The sequence below is a fragment of the Bacillus sp. AFS073361 genome (assembly GCF_002567005.1).
Lineage (GTDB): Bacteria > Bacillota > Bacilli > Bacillales > Cytobacillaceae > Neobacillus.
The window spans coordinates 16602-34846 of record NZ_NUZU01000046.1 but is presented as its reverse complement, the minus strand read 5'-3'; the positions used below and the strand labels follow the sequence as shown (position 1 = coordinate 34846).

Genomic DNA, 18245 nt, shown 5'->3' with positions numbered 1-18245 from the left:
AATCGAAATTTGGAAGTTAAATTAAAAAGGAGTTTTATAATTGCCTAATACACATCAAACTAAAAAATATAATGACTGTACTTACATATTTTCAGACCAACATAGAAACTTACAGAATCGTAATAAATCAGAGTGGAAAATTAGTCAAGATGAAGAATTTAACTCATTTACTTTAATGTGTGATGAGAATTGGATTTTTAATGAGTATAAAGGATGGTCTTTACATAGAATCAATTCTAGTAATGAGAGACTAGGAAAAAACAGATCACAAGAATGGGTCAAAATTGCTAAATTTGTTGATAGTACAAAAAATTCTGAATGGCATGGTTATCCCGTAGATTATCGAGAATCCATACACGATAAGCCACCTACTAAAATTTTAAAGAAATGGGTCGATAAAGGCATAATAAGTAGAAGCCAAATGGGAAAAATCGTGGATAATAGAGGTTGTGATATTTAATGAGAGCTGTGAATCTTAGAATTGAAGGAGAATATTGGGAGTTTTTAATTAAATATAATAAATTATTTTTATGGAATCTTATTGGGGAAGTTGAGATTTATAATTGGGAAGAAATTTTAAGAGATACTTCTATTAAGTACGGCGATTCTATATATAGTTTGTATAATGGGTCAATGAAAAATAAAATATTTATAGAAAAAGATATTAATTGTTTTAATAGAGATAATAATGATATATACCTTTCTAAAAATTATTTAGAAAGGTATCTTGAAAAGAAAGTATTAACTCCTAATGAAGAAGTAATAACTTCCATTAATTCTTTTAATGATAATTTAATAATAAATACAGATGATGGGTTGTTTATTTCTTTTTTAGACAATATGGAAAGGTTTGAAAAAATAACAGATATGCCATTTTATAACATAAGTGTCGGGACATATGGGAGAGTTGCTTTTGCTGCCGGAGAAGAAGGTATATTTGAACTTTTATTACCACCAAATCATAATAAAGATTATAAGGGTTATAAAGAAAATTTCAGAAATGTTATTAAGAAACATTCGAATAAAACAAGTTGGGTTAAAAATAACATCTACAGCTCTTCATATCTTGAAGAGTTTATATTAAATCCTCGAAATCTAAATAAAAAATATTATGACGAAAATCAAATATTCAAACATTCTGTTAATGAAGAGAAAGCTAAGGTGACTTGGGTAAATAATAATAAAATTTATCGTAAACTGAATTCAAGTACATTAGAGGAAGTAACGGTATTAGATTTAGGGGCTGGAGAATTGTCTTTTAAATCTAGAATATTAAATTTCCAAGTTTGGAAAGGTGAAATTATATCAGGAGCAGGAACTGCTTTTGGAACAATAGTTGAATGTGAAAATGCTATGGTTATTATTTTTAAAGACACAAGTGTATTGAATATACCGGGTGAAGTTGTAAGATGGAAAAGTTATAGGTCAAATGAGAGGTATAGTAATATTCTTGGAATTATTTATGAAGAAGAGTTAGTTTTATCTGCTTTTAACTATTAACAATTCCATAAGAAACGGTAAAAAGACGTTAAAGATGCAAAACTTCTTGCATTAACGATATTACACACTCTCAGCTTATATTGCCTTTTACATGTTAAATTGAATATTAACTAAAAAGGTATTAGGTAAACACTACTACATCTATATATCTGCCATCATCATCCAAGCCACGTGGAGCGCGTCTCGCAGTTGATCCTAAAATAAGATGAGGGGGCTGAAAAAGACGGGACAAAGTGCCTGTAGACTGTACCCTATAGAGGAAGCAAAGTTGAAAGGAGAGAACTCTTATGAATAAAGGAATCCAGAATGAACAGGAATTAGAAGAAGTTACTGAAGATAAGAATGGAATTTTGACTTGGATGAAAGCACATAAAAAGCAGCTTGCTCTCATTGGAATAAGCATCCCTACACTTATTGCTATCGTGCTTGGATTGAAGAATAAAGATGCTATAAAAGAATTATTTGATAATTTGAAAGATGAGATAGAAAAAGCAAACCTTTATAGTAGTAAATGGTTTGAGAATGCAACAGATGCAGAACTTGATACAGCACGAGAAAAAGTAAGACTAGACTATTGCTCATCAGGTGATGATTTTAAAGCGGCTTGTAGCCTACAGAACTTACTTGGAAGATTCGATAAAGAGATGAGTAAAAGAGCATGGGGCAATGAAACTCCACATGCACCAAGTATTCATCGTGAACACGGATGGTATTTACCTAACGATGACTAAAAAGAGCAGGACCACCTAAATAATTGTAAGAAGTCCTGCTTTGCTTTATCCTTCAATATCTGCATCAACACCAGATTTGAATTCCAAATTTAAGTAGTTTTCGAAAATGTTGATTTTTTGTATCATTCTTCGGGAGAGGATTTCATCAAATTCAGTATGCAGCGCTGGCTGCTGATTGATGAAATCGTCCATCTCCGTGATACGTATGATTTGAAATTTGCCAACTGACATCAGTTGGTCGAACTCCGGCCACTACGAAGAAGGGTGAATGCCGCCAGAAGAGTAGTATATGGTGTCGATATGTTCCCAAGAACCATAAAATCATTAAATGTTCCCGCTTACTGATGGTGCAGAAATTGCCATGGATATGTTTCCGAGAACAGGCAGATTGAAAAACATCAATGCCGTCCTCTCAACCCTATTAAGTGAGTAAAAATAGGCGAAAGTTTTTCATTCCTAATTTGCTAACATTTTGCTAACGTCTTCCCAACGCACACACATAAAAAACGGTAAATCCCCGTTAAAGATGTTACAACCAAAAACATCCAAAACATTGATTTCCCGCACTTTTTGCACTCAATGTTAACAATATTACACTCTAGCAGACTACGGGCGGCATGATGTGATAGCTGATTAATTCCTTGATATATAAGGATCATTAAATGATTTGCTAACATTATGTGGAATAGAAGAGGCTTCTCATTAGTTGACTAAACTTTTGGGAACTTCTTCTTTTTTTTATTTCTTGCGACATGGAATAGACATCCGAATGGTCAGGTCGGTCTATTATGATTTGTTCGTGAGAGGAACCTGTCCCGCGGTTTAAAGATACTTTGTCATAAAAGGAGGGAATTTCCAATTTGGTGTCGAAATAGGAAGAGAATGTAGTTTTCCTTAATGGAGGGTTTTATGAATGAGTACAGTCTTAGATGGTGGCTATTATGCTATAAAAGGATTTAATTTTCAATATGACTATACAATTATTAGGATTTTGGAGCAAACAAATGAGGTAAATGAAATTGAAATTGAACAAACAGAGGATTATAGTGATGAAAACCTTATTGTTCAAGTTAAATATAAAGAACGGACAAATTTCTCAAAGTCTCAAGTGAAAAAGCCGATTTGTCAGTTACTAGAAATTTTTAAAACTGATAAAAGAAAACCAGTTTTATACGCTTACTTTAAAAACAAAGAAGAGCAAGAAGTTTCTTTGAGTTTACAAGATTTAAATGACATTATTGGAGACTGTAAGATAAAAAATAAGCAATATAATTTTGAAGAAGAGCTAAAAACAGAATTTATAAGTCAATTCAGAATGACTTTTACTGGTAAATATCAAGAGCAATTTGAGTTCTTAATTGAGAAGATAAATAAGGAATTTAATTGTGGAGAAGAAGAAGCGTTTATCTATTATGCTCAAATTTATAAGTATATTGAGAATAAAGTAGTAAATAATGCTCCAGAAGATAAGCACAAAAGAGTATGTTCTAAGAAAGAGGTAAAGGATCTAATAACAAATAGTAGAGAAGTTATTTTTCATTCTAGTTATACTCAATTTTTAGGTAAAGAAAAATATTATAAATTTATTTATAAAAGATTTTTTCGTGAAACGAATATTAATTTCCATGAAAGAATCTTTTTATTTGAGTTACCAGAAAACTTTGATGATACAAATCTGTTAATTCAATTATCCCGAAAAATTATTGAGAGGTACTATAAAAAAGGTACATTTGGTGGTGCAACTATAATAAAATCTCCCGCACCATATATCTTTTTTCAAAATGTAAAAGATACCGTGCTAAAGAATATGAAGTCCGAACTATTATCTGAAGGAATAATTTTTAGAGACGGTTTTTGCTTTGAAGGTGCTGATTTTTTCTTGAGCAATTTATTAGAAGAGAGTACTCCACAAAATAATATAGAACTTAAATTTATTAATAGATATGAATATATCAAAGACATTATTTTACAACTACAAAGAACAAAAAAAATATATAACCTATATTTAGATAAAAGAATTGAGCAAGAGGATTTAGGTATAAATCACATTAAGATTGAGGACTTTAGTGATATTAATGAATTTTTATTTTAGGGGTGATAATTTATGGAAAAAATTAATGCTGAAGTAATCTCCGTAAAACCGGATAAAGTTAAGATATCTGTCGAAAGATTAGAGGATTTTAAGATTGCTGAAGAGGACTTAAAAGTTGGTTCTTACTTACAAATTTCCGATGATAATGATGTTATCTTAATAGCGATTATTGAAAGTTTTTCTATTGATTTATTAGAGGTTAAAAAGTCTGATGATAAGGGTTCGAATTATTTTGAATTGCAAAGAAAATACATAATAGAAGCAAGTCCTGTCGGTGTATTAAAGGATAGCAGGTTTATACGAGGAGGGGATACCTTATCAATTCCTCCAAAGGCTGTTAAACCCGCTGAAACTAAATACATAAAACAAATCTTTGAAAATAGCATTGAAACTGATAAAAAATTTAGCTTTTCAAAATTGGCAAATAACCCAGAAGTTAGTGTGCCGGTGGATGGAAATAAATTTTTTAATAAGCATCTAGCAATCGTAGGTGCTAGTGGATCAGGAAAATCACATACAACAGCAAAAATAATACAAAATGCAAATAGTATTAAAGAGAGTGAGTATGAGGGATTAAATAACTCTCATGTAATTATTTTTGATATTCATTCTGAGTATGAAAGTGCATTTCCTAACGCAAACAAAATAAATGTAGAAAATTTAATATTACCTTATTGGTTATTAAATGGTGAGGAGCTAGAAGAAATATTTCTAGAGTCAGGTGAATTTAATAATTATAATCAAGCTTCAATCCTTAGAAAATTAATAATAGCAAATAAAAAGAAAAATAATACACACTCGGGTGATGTTTATTTTGATAGCCCGTTAAAGTTTAATATTCAGGAAGTATTAACGTGTCTAAAGAATCTAAAAAGCGAAACAAAGAATGCAAAGTCAACAGATAGAATAATGATTGTGGATGATTCTTATGAATTAAATGATGGAAAGACAGAAGTTAATTCTGGAATTTTATTAAATGATGAGGAAAAGATATTAAAGTTTTTTGAAGAAATATTTGACTTTCATCCGACCAAAAATCAAAACATTAAACATGGCGACTATGCTGATGGAACTTTAGACAAATTCATTTCTAGATTCGAAAATAAAATTAAAGATAAAAGATTGAGCTTCCTATTTGGAGATGCATCACAAGAAATTTCTTTTATTGACGTTATAAAAAACTTTATAGGTTACAAAGACGAGAAAAAGTCAAATGTAACTATTATCGATTTAAGCGGTGTCCCATTTGAAGTTTTGAGTATTACTGTATCATTAATATCGCGCTTATTATTTGAATTTGGTTATTTTACTAAAAAGAAGCAAGGTGAAAATAACACACCATTACTTTTAGTTTATGAAGAAGCCCATAAATATGCTCCAAAAAGCAACCTTGTAAAATATAGAAGTTCAACTTTAGCAATAGAACGAATAGCCAAGGAAGGTAGGAAATACGGTGTAACATTAGCGATAGTCAGTCAGAGACCTTCTGAGATTTCTGAAACTATATTTTCACAATGTAATAATTTTGTCGCTATGAGATTAACAAATCCAGATGATCAGAATTATGTTAAACGTTTATTACCAGACACCCTTGATGGAGTGACTGAAAGCTTACCATCACTTAAAAGTGGTGAAGCATTATTAATTGGAGATGCTGTGGTGATGCCATCAATAGTCAGTATAGAAAGATGTGCCAATGAACCATCATCAAATGACATAAGATATATTGAGCTGTGGAAGGAAAAATGGAGAGATATTGATTTTAATAATACATTGGAATCTTGGCTTGATTAGTAATTAAAGAAAATAATTGATCATATCCAAACCATAGAAAGCATTTTAGTAGATTAATATTAATTAGTCCATATGTAAAAGTACATTTATTTAGTTAAGGAGTAATAGGATTGAAACATTCCTTTAATTTTCCAGAACACGTTAGAAAAAGTGTAAAAGATTATGTTAATGATAAGATCAATAAGACTGATTCAAAACGTTATTATCAAGAACCTACTTATACCTCTGCCTTACTCTCTAAGTTGGAAGGTGTAGTTTATAGTGACTCAGACATACATATTGAGCTTATCCCTACTGTTTTTAATGATAGGGGAAGAAACTCCGCAGAATCCCGTTCAGGTGCTGATTTTGCAATCACAGCAGATATAAGGGATAAAAACAAAAAAGTAAAGAAAGCTATTTTAGTGCAAGCGAAGATGGATGAATCTGATCTGAATAGTGCTGATTTAAAAAAGCAAATAAAAAAGATGAAAAAGTTGACTAGATCGCCAAAAGTATTAGTTCTTAATCGAGTTGGGGAAAGAAGAGATCCCTACGTATGTAGCGGAACGAAAATCTTGGATGGTCAAAAATATAATAAACAAAAATTGGCTGATTATTTTACATCAAGAATTTTAACTACATTTGATGGAGATACACGGGAGGACTTTATTGATAAAGTGCAAGATAGTGGACTACCTCTATTGCATGTAGTTGCAATTAAGGATAAAAAGATTGCAAAATAATGTTTTGTTTTTAATTATCTAATTTTATCTTGAAAAAGGCGTTAACATATTGCTAACATTTTGCTAACGCCTTCCCATAAAAAACGGTAAATCCCCGTTAAAGATGTTACAGCTAAGAACATCCAAAATGTTGATTTACCGCACTTTTTGCACTCAATGTTAACAATATTACACTCTAGCAGACTACGGGCGGCATGATGTAATTAGGGTTTTAAAACCTTGTTATATCAACGTCTAAAATGATAATATGCTTTTCTTGTCCTCGGATTTGTCCTCGTTTTAAAAAAACAGGGCAGCCTATGACTAAAAAGCTAACTATAGGAGAAGGTCTTTCATCAGTTTGCTAAACTGTTGGGAGGCCTTTTCTTCCATATTGGCGGTCATATTAGCCCAGTTTCAATTACTTTTCTTAATTGTGGGTAAGCTCTTCTATGACGTAGTCATAATCCCTTTATCAATAACTTCAGTTTTAATATCCCTTTTAAATCAAGCTGTTCCTGCTTATTTAATAGAACTTTAATCATGCAGTTGAGCTAGGACTTATTAAAATTAATCCCACGGAAATTACCAAAGTATTATTAATATAATATGAGGAATATTAAATTTTATAGGAGGTGAAGACAAATGTCACGTAGCGGTGGAAATCGTCAAAAATTAGTTCAAGGTGCTGAACAAGCGATTGATCAAATGAAGTATGAAATTGCTTCTGAATTTGGTGTACAATTAGGCGCAGACACAGTATCTCGTGCTAACGGTTCAGTTGGTGGTGAGATCACAAAACGTCTAGTTGCAACAGCTCAATCTCAATTAGCAGGTCAGTTTGGTGGTTCAGGAAATACTTCTCGTTAACAGTATTGATGTGTTAACACTTTTCTAAACCTTAAAATGTATGAATAAAATAATATGGCTACAGGCTACTTGCGATTCGCAAGTAGCCTTTCATAATAAGAACTGCCATAAAGCTTGAAATATACATATATTTGCCTTGGAGAAATTAAAAGCAATAATAAAAAGAAGAACTAAATGTTCTCCTTTTTATTATTGCTTTGCAAGATTCAACGCTGTATTTGTTGCTGACTTGGTCAGTCATACCGCCCATTCCAGTCATGTTTTGTACAATATGATTGACAGAATCACCTTGTTCATCTTGCAGAATTCGGTAAATTTATCAATTAGAGAATTCTCTACGATCAACCGAATGAGGTGGTTTCTCGAACCATTCATTAGCAATCATGATTTCCGCACAGTCTTCCGCGAGTTTGACATCATTTTTAATTGCAGAAGCATATCTGAGTCCTAGATCGCGCCGCATGGAACCGGATAAGGCAGTTCCATAATATGCCATGGCAGATTGAATAAGAAAGGCACAATGGAAAATCATTAATTTATCGGAAAAAGGTGCTGTCTCGGAATCGGTGATATGGGTATCCCAGGAAATCGACGAACTGATAAAGTCCTCATGCAGGATTGAACGAAAAATCGTAAGATGCTCTTCTGTCTGTTCCACCACCCGTTGGAAAAATGTCCGAATTTCTTTCGACTCCGCAGTTTGGCTAAAACCTAAGATTAAATCTTTTGCGAGTGTACTCTTCTGTAAATTAAAATAAAGACTGCTGATTTCAATAACGTTCAAGGGTCGATGGTCCCCTAACCACCCGGCAAGAAAACTTTGTTTTTTAGCAAATTCCACTTCTTCTGGCAAGGTGATGGTAGGAACCCGATCCAATAGTCCCTTAGATTTTAACATGTCTAAGGTCGTATCATATATCTCAGAAGCGCCTTTGAATGCTTCTAAATAAAATCTTCGTACGTCCAGCCTGTGAGATATGGTCATTCCGAGTGAATAAGCGGTTAATCCATGGGTAGTCATTCCGTGAAGATAAAACAGCCAAAATTCATCAGAAAATAAGCGAGGGGCATCAAGATGGACATCTTTCTCCGTAAATCCATGCGGAATCGGAAACTGTTCTTTTTGAAAAATCTCAGTAATCATTTGAAGGAGATGATTGGACAGTTGTTGTGCTTTATCAAAAATGGAATAGATGTCGGAATCCATAATGGTTTTTAAAGCATAGGAATTAACGCACCGTGCCATCGAGTTGGTGAGATAGGGGCTCCAAAGATTCGATACATCCAGTTCTACGATTTTTTTATTCACTGCTATGCCTCCAAAATAATTTTTATAACCCTATCAAAGCCATGATAAAAACCAATTTATTTTACACTTTTTTATTAGCTTTTATAGGTATTAATTTACGGCTACTTTCTTTATTGACAGGACATATTGTACACAATTATGTGAAGTAATATACTTAAACAAACGGGTGCTTGTGCGGCCGAGCATAGGTCGTATCATATAGCGGGTGGGATTCCCGTCGAGTAAGAACTAGCCATTCGCTCGTAGCGAGTCTTGGAGGGCTAAAGGTAACTTTGGTCTTTAAGCGTAGACAGTTAGGTAGCGGGCCGAAAGCCAAATGGTTGAAGGGATTGAGCTCCATAATGTTAGTAAATCGAGAGGGCTGATGCCTTAAGCACAGCAGAAAGCTACATTTTATCTTTCGTTAAAGGCAAGAAGGATAAAACCTCTCTGGAGTCAGAGACCTTGGCACGTTATACATTGATATGATACGGCAACTCGGGAGACCCTACCGGTCTTTTCTTTTTTAGAAGAGTATGGTGTACAAGCGATAACAAGCGAGGAAACCAAATGCCGATGTAGGGAGTCGGATAGCAGCGTAGTACCAATGAAGTTGGGTAATGCCGACGGAGGAAAGGCTAGCTACCAGTTATCACCCTTATTAGGGACACATTTACTACACACAGAGGTAGGGATAATAAATGGAAACAAAACTACTAAGGATAGCAGAATTAGCAAAATCTGATTCTAAAATGAAATTTACATCTCTTGCACATATATTAAATGAGCAATCACTAGCTCAATGTCACCAGGAGCTACCTACCAAAAAGGCAACTGGGGTTAATGGTACAACTAAAGAGCAATACAGTGAAAATCTAAAAGAAAACATAGAGGATTTAGTAAATAGGCTTAAAAGCAAAAGTTATCATCCTGTTCCAGTAAGAAGAATGTATATTCCAAAGCTCAATTCAAACAAGAAAAGACCATTGGGAATTCCGGAACATGAAGATAAGATTGTTCAAAGAGGCATTACGAAAATATTAAATACCATCTATGAAAATGATTTTCTAGACTGTTCATTTGGATTCCGTCCAAATCGTAACTGCCACGATGCTTTGAAAATACTGAACCATTATATTGAAAAGAGATCAGTAAATTATGTAGTAGATGTAGATATTAAAGGATTCTTTGACAACGTTGACCACACATGGATGATGGAGTTCTTAAAACTGCGAATCGCTGACCCTAACTTACTTAGAATCATTGGTAGGTTTCTTAAAGGTGGATATTTGGAGGAAGGTAAGAAATATAAAACAGACAAAGGCACACCGCAAGGTGGAGTAATATCTCCGATATTAGCCAATGTATACCTCCATTATGTCCTTGACCTATGGTTCGAGAAATGGGTTAGGAAACAGTGCAAGGGACAAGCATACATAGTGAGATATGCAGACGATTTTGTTTGTTGTTTTCAAAATAAATGTGAAGCCGAGCAATTCTTCCATTCATTAAAGTTGAGATTAAAGAAATTTAATCTAGAAATAGCTGAGGATAAAACCAAAATCATACCCTTCGGGCGGTTTGCGGAGCAAAATGCAAATCAACAGGGAAGAAGTAAACCGGAAACTTTTGATTTCCTTGGATTTACACACTATTGCGGTAGGAGTAAACAAGGGAAATTTCGAGTAAAACGGAGAACAAGCAAGAAGAAAGTCCAAGCTAAACTAAAAGAAACTAAAGAATGGTTGAAAATTAACAGAAATAAAGACATTCATATGATTATGGATAGATTTAAACGCTCACTAGTAGGTTATTACAACTATTATTGCATCACAGATAATACCCAAAGTGTAAACAAATTCAGAGACAAAATCGGGTACTTACTGTTTAAATGGCTCAATAGAAGAAGTCAAAGGAAATCATTTACTTGGGATAAATTCAGACTCTTTCTTAATAAATATCCATTACCTTACGCAAGAGTTAAGGTTAATATATACGACTTAAGAAAAGAAATTAGCTATATTTTGTAAATGATAACTAGGAGGAGCCGTGTGCGTTAATAGCGCAAGCACGGTTCTGGGAGGGGGGAGGAGTACAATTTACCGCAAGGTAGAAAGGCTCCCTTCTACTCGACTAATTGAGGAAGTCCAATCAAAAAATAAGCCCTTCCAAACGGAAGAGCCTAACAACAATTACAGTTTTATTTTAAACCTTTCCGTCCATCTTCATATTTTTCTTCATGCATATGATCTACATAATCATCGGAAATCTCACCCAAATGAAGTATGTCTTCACCTTCATCAACTACTTCCAGTGATTCAAAATACTCTTTAGGGATATTAAAATCGATTAGAAGTTCCCCTGAAGTACTGTAGATACTACCAGACAAATTACCTGCTGGAGGTTCTTCCATTTTCAATAAATCCTTTAACGTCACAGCTTGGCCATTAACCTTAAAATTCATTTTAACTTCATACAATGCAATGGTTTGCTCTAATATTCTAACCATTTCATCCAGGTCTTCATCGCTTAATTGGGAAGGATCTTCAACATTCGCAACTTTTTCCCAAAGTGTATCGTTTGTTGCTATTTGGTCCAATTGGTCTTTATTTTTTTCTTCTACTTCAGTTAAATAGGTGAAAAATCTCTCTGCTTCTTCTTCTGTTATGCCAAATTCCTTTAAACCACTTTCGATTTCAGCCATATATTTGTCATAGTTGGCGTAAAATTCAACTGTCGCATCCAAATCCTCAATAAATTTATATTCATTCAAGTTATCACCAAAATGATCCATTAACTCATTTAATTCTTTCTCAGTCAGACCATATTTAGTTAATAACTCCTGTAAATTTTTTGAGTTAATAGGGGTACCCATAATTTCTTTTAGCTCTTCCACTGTACTAAAATCATCTAAAGGGATTTCGTAGTAGTCTAGATAATCCATTAAATCCTGTTTTGTCCATCCGATTTCGGTTAAATATTGATTTAATTCATTTTCAGAAGGAGCAGCTTGAGCCGAAGGAACATTGAACAGGAATGGGATAGTAAGCATGCACATTAACATTGCTTTTATATAGACCATTGGTATCCTCCTTATAATTTGGTGCAATAATATTTTTCCCTTTTTGAAACTAATTAGAAATGCAAATAATTCCTAAATCTTTATAAATAAGCACTAATTCTAGTGACGTTCTTTCTTTATGATAAAAAAGTGAGAAATGAGTAATCCTATTCTCAGTGGAAACAAAAGGGGGGAAGGAATAGATGAGAGAAATTAATAAAAAAGGACTATTCTGGCATTGGGGAATAAAGATGTACAAATTTCGCTGGGCAATAGCAATTTTTTGGATATTGTTATTCATCCTTTCAGCATTTTTTGCCCAACGGCTGCCTGATAGGCTAAATGATAGTGGTTTAAATCCAAGGGGGAGTGAGTCGGACATCGGTGTATCATTAATGAAAAAGGAATTAAGATCCTCCCCGTCAACGATCACTATTGTTTATACTAGTCGTAAGTTGGACTTAACTAGTGAAAAAGCAATGAGGGACATAATAGAATCGTTAGATAAATTAAAAAAGTAGAAATATGTTGAAAAAATTCAAATAAACAAAACACCGCGTTTAATAGTAGATAAGGGAATTCAGTCTGTTGTGGTTGAACTAAAACTAAATAATGAAGAGGCCCTCAACAATTTTCCAGAGATGAAAAGGCTAATAAGGAAGCCCCAGGGAATGGATACATATGTTGATGGAGAAATAGCTACAATTCATGAAGTTCAGTTGGCGACAAAACATGATATGGCAAAATCAGAAAAGATTGGCCTTCCTATTGCCTTAATTGTTCTTTTATTTATATTTGGGACTTTATGGGCAGCTATTCTACCTCTGCTGGTTGGGTTGATGAGTGTATCTCTGACAATGGGTATTACGTATTATCTTACTGGTTATTATTCGCTTTCGAATTTTCTTCCTAATATAGTGATGATGCTGGGACTTGCGATTGGAGTTGATTATGCTCTTTTTCTTGTCAGCCGTTTTAGGGAGGAATTAAAGAGGCAACAGTCAGTAGGGGACGCTGTAGCCATGGCTACACAAACAGCAGGACAATCTGTTATCTTTTCAGGATTTGCTGTTTTGATTGGTATGTTTGGCATGTTATTTATAAAACTGCCTATAATTTATTCGTTATGTCTGGGTGGAGTGCTAGTGGTCTTTTCAGCAATGATCCTTTCATGCACACTTTTACCTTCTTTATTGGGTATTTTTGGACATCATATAAATTCTCTTCAAGTGTTTCCTGGTACTCAAAAGAAACTGGAAAATTCAATTATGTGGGAGCGAATCGCCAATTCTGTAATGAAAAAACCAGCGATATTAGCTATCTTGATAAGCACTTTACTAATATCACTTATGCTGCCAATTTTTCGGATGAAAGTAGGGGTTCCTACTACGGAAGTACTCCCCCCTGCTTATGAATCTAGGAAAGGGGCGGATTTATTGAAAGGAAATTATGACGTACGGAAATCAAGTCCACTTTACATTATTGTGAAGGCAAAGGAAAATGTCACAGAAGTAGCATCTATTAGGAAGATTAAAAAATTGGAGGAAAAAATTCGCCAAATTCATGGTGTGTTGGAGGTACAAAGTTATATAGACATACTTGGAAATCGAACACCAGAAGAAACCTCACATCTATTAGAGTTAAAAGGTACACATGACCGAATGCAAAACGAAAATTTATTAAGAGGAAATTTTGCCTTGCTGACAGTAGTGCCAAGGTCGAAGCCGGATTCAGCAGAATCTTCTGATCTTGTTAATCGGATAAGAAATAAATCAATGAGTCAATTAGAAACGTATGTTACTGGGCAAACAGCTTTGCGTGTAGACCTAATCGATCGAATAAATTCAGGATTACCCCTGATGATGTTGTTTATTATCATCGTGACTTATTCCATATTACTGTCGGCTTTCAAGTCTGTTCTAATTCCGCTTAAAGCCGTTATTATGAACGTCTTAAGCCTTGGAGCAAGCCTGGGCATTGTGGTAATTGTTTTTCAATATGGGTGGCTGGCTGATTTTCTAAATATTACCTCAACTGGATATGTTAGTGTCATTATGCCTGTTACAATCTTTTGTATTGTGTTTGGTATATCAATGGATTATGAAGTATTTTTAATTTCAAGGATTAAGGAAGAATATGATAAGTTAGGTGATAACGTAAAAAGTACCGCTATAGGGCTACAAAAAACTGGTCGTCTAATTAGTAGTGCTGCATTAATTCTACTAGTTGTCGTTGGATCGTTCATTTTTACAAACATTGAAATTACAAAGGCACTGGGTGTAGGTTTATTTTGTGCTATTTTCATTGACGCTACCCTTATTCGGATTATCCTGGTTCCTGCATTAATGAAGCTGCTAGGTCCTGCGAATTGGTGGGCGCCTAGATGGATTATAGGAAAGTAAGTTTCGGAGTGTAGTTTCTTGCCTTAACTGTTCGAGGGTTTGGGAACCACAATGATGGAGGCAATTCTATAAGTTCAAAGTTATCAAAGAATAATTGTTCATGGATGTAAAAATACACAGTGGTACTATGTTAGTTGAAATTCATAATGAAACAAATTAGATAGCTATGCAAAAAGCCTTCCAGTTGTTGGTTTACTCAGGAAGGCTTAACAATAATGTTACATGGCTTAATTTACACTCGTTTTTTTATTCATTTACTTGACTAATTTAGCTCCTAAGTAAAGAAAGGTACTAGCTGTCCAGGCAAATGAACGGTCTCTCAATGGTTCTCCTGTAATGGCATTGAAGTTTTCTGGAAATCCGCTCTTGGATGTCAGTCGGCAGTATCGGTCTGCAATTTCCATAGCCAGCCCTCGTTTTCCACAACCCTCCAAAGCATCCACTACGAGAAGGGTAGTCGGGCCCCAAATAGCTCCGCGCCAGTATGCATCATTCTCATACAATGGACTATCAATCGCTTCAGTAGCGATACCCCATTGTGTTAAATAACGCTCACTGGAAAGCAGTTCGATAATGTTTTCCTTAATCTCTTCAGGAAGCCTATTCTCCAAAATGATTGAGATGAGAGGAAGGATACTGTAGCTTTCTATTATTTCTCCGTTTGCTGTAATTCTAGCAACTGGTAAGTTGTCTTTAATAAAATAGGCACAGAAGGCTCTCGTTAAATGATCGGCCTTTTCTTGCCATTTTGTCTGCTCAGAGCCCATGCCCAATTTGCTGGCAACTTCAGACAGCATATCCATTGCTTTTATGAGAAATGCTGTCAGATCAGGAGAATCAACAACAATGGGCGAATTAAATACCGTGCTGTTGTCCTGTCCTGAATCGTTACCGTGATGATATTCACAAATCCCATCCTCATTTGAGTCCTTGTAGGATGAATAGAAATTCACCTGTTTGCTTACATAGTGATAAACCTGTTCTAATTGTTCAGGGGAAAAATCCATTTTTTTCATCATTTTAGAGAAAAACAACCCCTGTACCGGCGGTTTCGTAAAGTTCCAGCGTATGGTCGAATCAGAAACGGATCCCGGAATTTGCCCAAGTTCGTCTTGATGATCGAACAATACGGCCATTTGATCCCATGCCAAATCATTATCGACTCCCGCCAAAGCTACAGCATTAAAGCAGTGATCCCAGCTCCATGCTCCAGGAAAATGATGATTCGAAGCGTACATCGTATACCTTTTTAAGTATCCTTCGGGTCTTACGATCGATGACCATGTAATATAAGCCGCTGGTTTAAGAGCTGCTTGATAGGCTGCAGGAACTGCCAGCTGCTTATCGCAAAAGCTCTGGAAGTTCTCCCGGCTTTTTTCCAGCGATTGCTCGAAATCATATTCTTTCCAGTCTGGTTTCAACACATGGGTCGGGATGTCCTGAATAACGCATAGAAATTCATCCTTAATGGATGACACTTCAATAATAGATATGTTGTCAGCCTTGTTCATGCTCCCGGTTTCATCGATGTGGATGTTCTGCTTAAGATCCACTGAACCCTTGGAGCAAAAAATAAGATATTTAGTTAAGTTTTTATAGCTGTTGACGATGCAAAATTTCCTATCATCCTTGCCAAGCAAGTAATTATATTCGAAATTATAGAGGGGCTGCGTGTCGAGCCGGAATCCTATCTTTTCTCCGGTACCTTTTACCAGCAGCTTCGATTCTCCATCAAAACAGATAGAAATATCTCCTCCTTCAAATGTAAGAGTAATGAGGTTGTAATCAGCTGTGTAGCTATAGTCTACCGGTATTCCATTTTTTAATGGTATTAATTTAAGTGAATTCATGTGAGGTTTTGATTTACCGTGCAAGGAACGTAAAAAAAGGCCATTTTCGGAATCGTTTTCACTTTCTTGGTAAGAAAGCGATAGATAGGATCCGAAGTAGCTGAATGGTGTGTGGGCTAGGTTCATGAGTGAAAACTCCCTTCTTTTAGCTTGTTTAAACAAGTTTTACTACTCCTCATTATAAATATAAAATATCCCTAGTCAAGAAGATAAAATGCTAAATTATGGGATGAAATTTCTCGGCTCGAATCTTTTAGTTGTAATTACACACCTTTAGTCTTTTGCATTAATTTTAAAAAAATGTTGAATATGTAAGGGATTTCAGTAAAACACTCACATAATTGATATAACCCAAATGAAAGCGCAAAAATGATGGTTGACAAATCTTGTTTAAACAAGTTAAGATGAAGGCATTAAAACTTGTTCAAACAAGTTGTCCTAAATTCATTCTAATAGACCAACCCTTTCGTCTAATCGAATAGGAGTTCAATGGAGAGGTTGAAATCAAATGCAGGATTTGAAACAGAGTGTTGAGCAGATTATTGAAAGCGTCGGCGGGGCAGATAATGTCCAAAGTGGTACACACTGTGTCACAAGATTAAGATTGATTTTAAATGACCAAAGCTTAGTTGATGGTAAAAAGCTAGAAGAGATTGATATAGTAAAAGGAAGTTTTGAAGCAAGCGGTCAATTCCAGGTGATTATAGGCCCTGGGCTGGTAGAAAAGGTATATGGAGAATTTATCTCTCAAACTGGGATTTCGGGAAACACCAAGGAAGAAATAAAAGAAATGGTTAATCAAAAGAATAATCCTATCCAAAAAGCCGTTCGGACTTTGGCAGATATCTTCATTCCAATCCTGCCGGCTATCGTCGCTGCTGGATTGTTAATGGGGTTAAATAATGTCCTGGCTAACCCGGGAATTTTCTTTAAGGATAAGTCCTTTTTAGATGTTTATAGCTCTTGGGAGGGTGCAGCCGGCATCATTAATGTCATTGCAAATACAGCGTTTACTTTCCTGCCGGCTCTGATAGGCTGGTCTGCCGTAAAAAAATTTGGCGGCAACCCTGTTCTCGGGATTGTGTTAGGGCTAGTACTGGTTCATCCTTCTTTGATGTCTGCCTATGAATTTGCTGCTGATCCAAGTAAAGCAGAAAATTGGTCCCTTTTTGGAATACACATACCGAAAGTTGGATATCAGGGACAGGTTATTCCAGTCATCTTTGCAGCATATATCCTATCTTTTTGTGAATTGAAATTGAAAAAAATCATACCTGAATCCATTCAGTTGATATTAGTTTCACCAATCGCTCTTTTGGTGACGGGATTTATTACTTTCGCAGTGATCGGTCCTATTACGATGGCTGGTGCCAACTTGATTACAGACAGCATTGTTTCCCTATTTCATACAGCACCAGTATTAGCGGGAGCTATCTATGGTTTAATTTCCCCGCCTTTAGTCATTACAGGAATGCATCATTTATTTTTGGGAGTCAATCTTCAAATGGCCGGATCACTTGGTTATGTAACACTTTGGCCGATTGGGGAAACGGTAACAATGGCTCAAGGTGCAGCTGCATTAACTATGTTTTTCCTTCTTAAGAATAACAAGAAGTTAAGAGGAGTCGCGCTCACTTCGACTGCATCAGCATGGATGGGAATCACTGAGCCGGCTATTTACGGGATTAACTTAAGATTCCGTTATCCGTTCGTTGCAGTCATGATTGGAAGTGCGGTAGGGAGTGCTTTCCTTGCCTATCAAAATGTTAAGGCAACTTCTGTCGGCGTGGGAGGCGTCTTGTCTTTCCTTTCTGTATTCCCTGAACATTGGGCTTCCTATTTTATCGGAGAGGGAATTGCGTTTGCGATGACCGTTGGTTTAACACTTATATTTTATCGCTTTAAAATCTTTCACTCGAAAGACAATTAACAGTGGAAGGAATAATTTGAACT

At 35.1% G+C, this 18245-nt stretch carries 15 protein-coding genes; 11 read left to right on the top strand and 4 right to left on the bottom strand.

Annotated features, from left to right (window positions below; translation table 11 throughout):
• Nucleotides 1-40 precede the first annotated feature (40 nt).
• From COJ96_RS24125 to COJ96_RS29020, 3 genes are all read left to right on the top strand, one after another.
• Nucleotides 41-460: a hypothetical protein gene (locus COJ96_RS24125; RefSeq protein ID WP_098576347.1), complete on the top strand. Its 420-nt coding sequence runs from the start codon at nucleotides 41-43 to the stop codon at nucleotides 458-460.
• Entirely contained in the window at nucleotides 460-1500 is a 1041-nt protein-coding gene (locus COJ96_RS24120; protein ID WP_098576346.1) for a hypothetical protein, read from the top strand. The genes COJ96_RS24125 and COJ96_RS24120 overlap by 1 nt, the downstream gene beginning before the upstream one ends.
• A gap of 287 nt (nucleotides 1501-1787) precedes the next feature.
• On the top strand, nucleotides 1788-2231 hold the full coding sequence (locus COJ96_RS29020; protein WP_218936524.1) for a hypothetical protein: 444 nt from the start codon (nucleotides 1788-1790) through the stop codon (nucleotides 2229-2231).
• Between the two features lie 45 nt (nucleotides 2232-2276).
• Here COJ96_RS29020 and COJ96_RS24110 read toward each other — a convergent pair whose 3' ends face one another.
• Nucleotides 2277-2462: a hypothetical protein gene (locus COJ96_RS24110; protein ID WP_098576345.1), complete on the bottom strand. Its 186-nt coding sequence runs from the start codon at nucleotides 2460-2462 to the stop codon at nucleotides 2277-2279.
• Between the two features lie 682 nt (nucleotides 2463-3144).
• Here COJ96_RS24110 and COJ96_RS24105 point away from each other — a divergent pair.
• From COJ96_RS24105 to COJ96_RS24090, 4 genes are all read left to right on the top strand, one after another.
• Nucleotides 3145-4323 carry a hypothetical protein gene (locus tag COJ96_RS24105; protein WP_098576344.1) on the top strand — a complete coding sequence of 393 codons (1179 nt, stop codon included), beginning with the start codon at nucleotides 3145-3147 and terminating at the stop codon, nucleotides 4321-4323.
• A gap of 12 nt (nucleotides 4324-4335) precedes the next feature.
• Nucleotides 4336-6117 (top strand): anti-phage-associated helicase HerA, encoded by a 1782-nt coding sequence (herA, locus tag COJ96_RS24100; RefSeq protein WP_098576343.1) that lies wholly within the window; start codon nucleotides 4336-4338, stop codon nucleotides 6115-6117.
• Nucleotides 6118-6227: 110 nt separating this feature from the next.
• Nucleotides 6228-6842 (top strand): hypothetical protein, encoded by a 615-nt coding sequence (locus COJ96_RS24095; protein ID WP_098576342.1) that lies wholly within the window; start codon nucleotides 6228-6230, stop codon nucleotides 6840-6842.
• A gap of 624 nt (nucleotides 6843-7466) precedes the next feature.
• Nucleotides 7467-7691, top strand: a complete 225-nt coding sequence (locus COJ96_RS24090; protein ID WP_098576341.1) for an alpha/beta-type small acid-soluble spore protein — start codon at nucleotides 7467-7469, stop codon at nucleotides 7689-7691.
• Nucleotides 7692-8010: 319 nt separating this feature from the next.
• On the opposite strand, the gene COJ96_RS24085 is transcribed toward COJ96_RS24090, so the two are convergent.
• Nucleotides 8011-9000 (bottom strand): DUF3231 family protein, encoded by a 990-nt coding sequence (locus COJ96_RS24085; RefSeq protein WP_098576340.1) that lies wholly within the window; start codon nucleotides 8998-9000, stop codon nucleotides 8011-8013.
• Between the two features lie 680 nt (nucleotides 9001-9680).
• On the opposite strand from COJ96_RS24085, the gene ltrA reads away from it, so the two are divergent.
• Nucleotides 9681-11009: a group II intron reverse transcriptase/maturase gene (gene ltrA / locus COJ96_RS24080; RefSeq protein WP_098576339.1), complete on the top strand. Its 1329-nt coding sequence runs from the start codon at nucleotides 9681-9683 to the stop codon at nucleotides 11007-11009.
• 170 nt (nucleotides 11010-11179) lie between these two features.
• Here ltrA and COJ96_RS24075 read toward each other — a convergent pair whose 3' ends face one another.
• On the bottom strand, nucleotides 11180-12061 hold the full coding sequence (locus COJ96_RS24075; RefSeq protein ID WP_098576338.1) for a processed acidic surface protein: 882 nt from the start codon (nucleotides 12059-12061) through the stop codon (nucleotides 11180-11182).
• Nucleotides 12062-12243: 182 nt separating this feature from the next.
• Between COJ96_RS24075 and COJ96_RS24070 the strand changes: the two genes are divergently transcribed.
• Both COJ96_RS24070 and COJ96_RS24065 read left to right on the top strand, forming a co-directional pair.
• The gene (locus COJ96_RS24070) at nucleotides 12244-12561 is read left to right on the top strand and encodes a hypothetical protein (protein WP_098576337.1); all 318 of its coding nucleotides are present in this window, start codon (nucleotides 12244-12246) and stop codon (nucleotides 12559-12561) included.
• 69 nt (nucleotides 12562-12630) lie between these two features.
• Nucleotides 12631-14442 carry an MMPL family transporter gene (locus tag COJ96_RS24065; RefSeq protein WP_098576336.1) on the top strand — a complete coding sequence of 604 codons (1812 nt, stop codon included), beginning with the start codon at nucleotides 12631-12633 and terminating at the stop codon, nucleotides 14440-14442.
• A 254-nt stretch (nucleotides 14443-14696) separates the two neighbouring features.
• Here the strand turns inward: COJ96_RS24065 and COJ96_RS24060 are convergent, their stop codons facing one another.
• Nucleotides 14697-16454 carry an amylo-alpha-1,6-glucosidase gene (locus tag COJ96_RS24060; RefSeq protein ID WP_257148622.1) on the bottom strand — a complete coding sequence of 586 codons (1758 nt, stop codon included), beginning with the start codon at nucleotides 16452-16454 and terminating at the stop codon, nucleotides 14697-14699.
• 346 nt (nucleotides 16455-16800) lie between these two features.
• Here COJ96_RS24060 and COJ96_RS24055 point away from each other — a divergent pair, with 346 nt between their 5' ends.
• Nucleotides 16801-18222, top strand: coding sequence for a PTS transporter subunit EIIC (locus tag COJ96_RS24055; RefSeq protein ID WP_098576335.1), 1422 nt, complete (start codon nucleotides 16801-16803; stop codon nucleotides 18220-18222).
• Nucleotides 18223-18245: the final 23 nt, after the last annotated feature.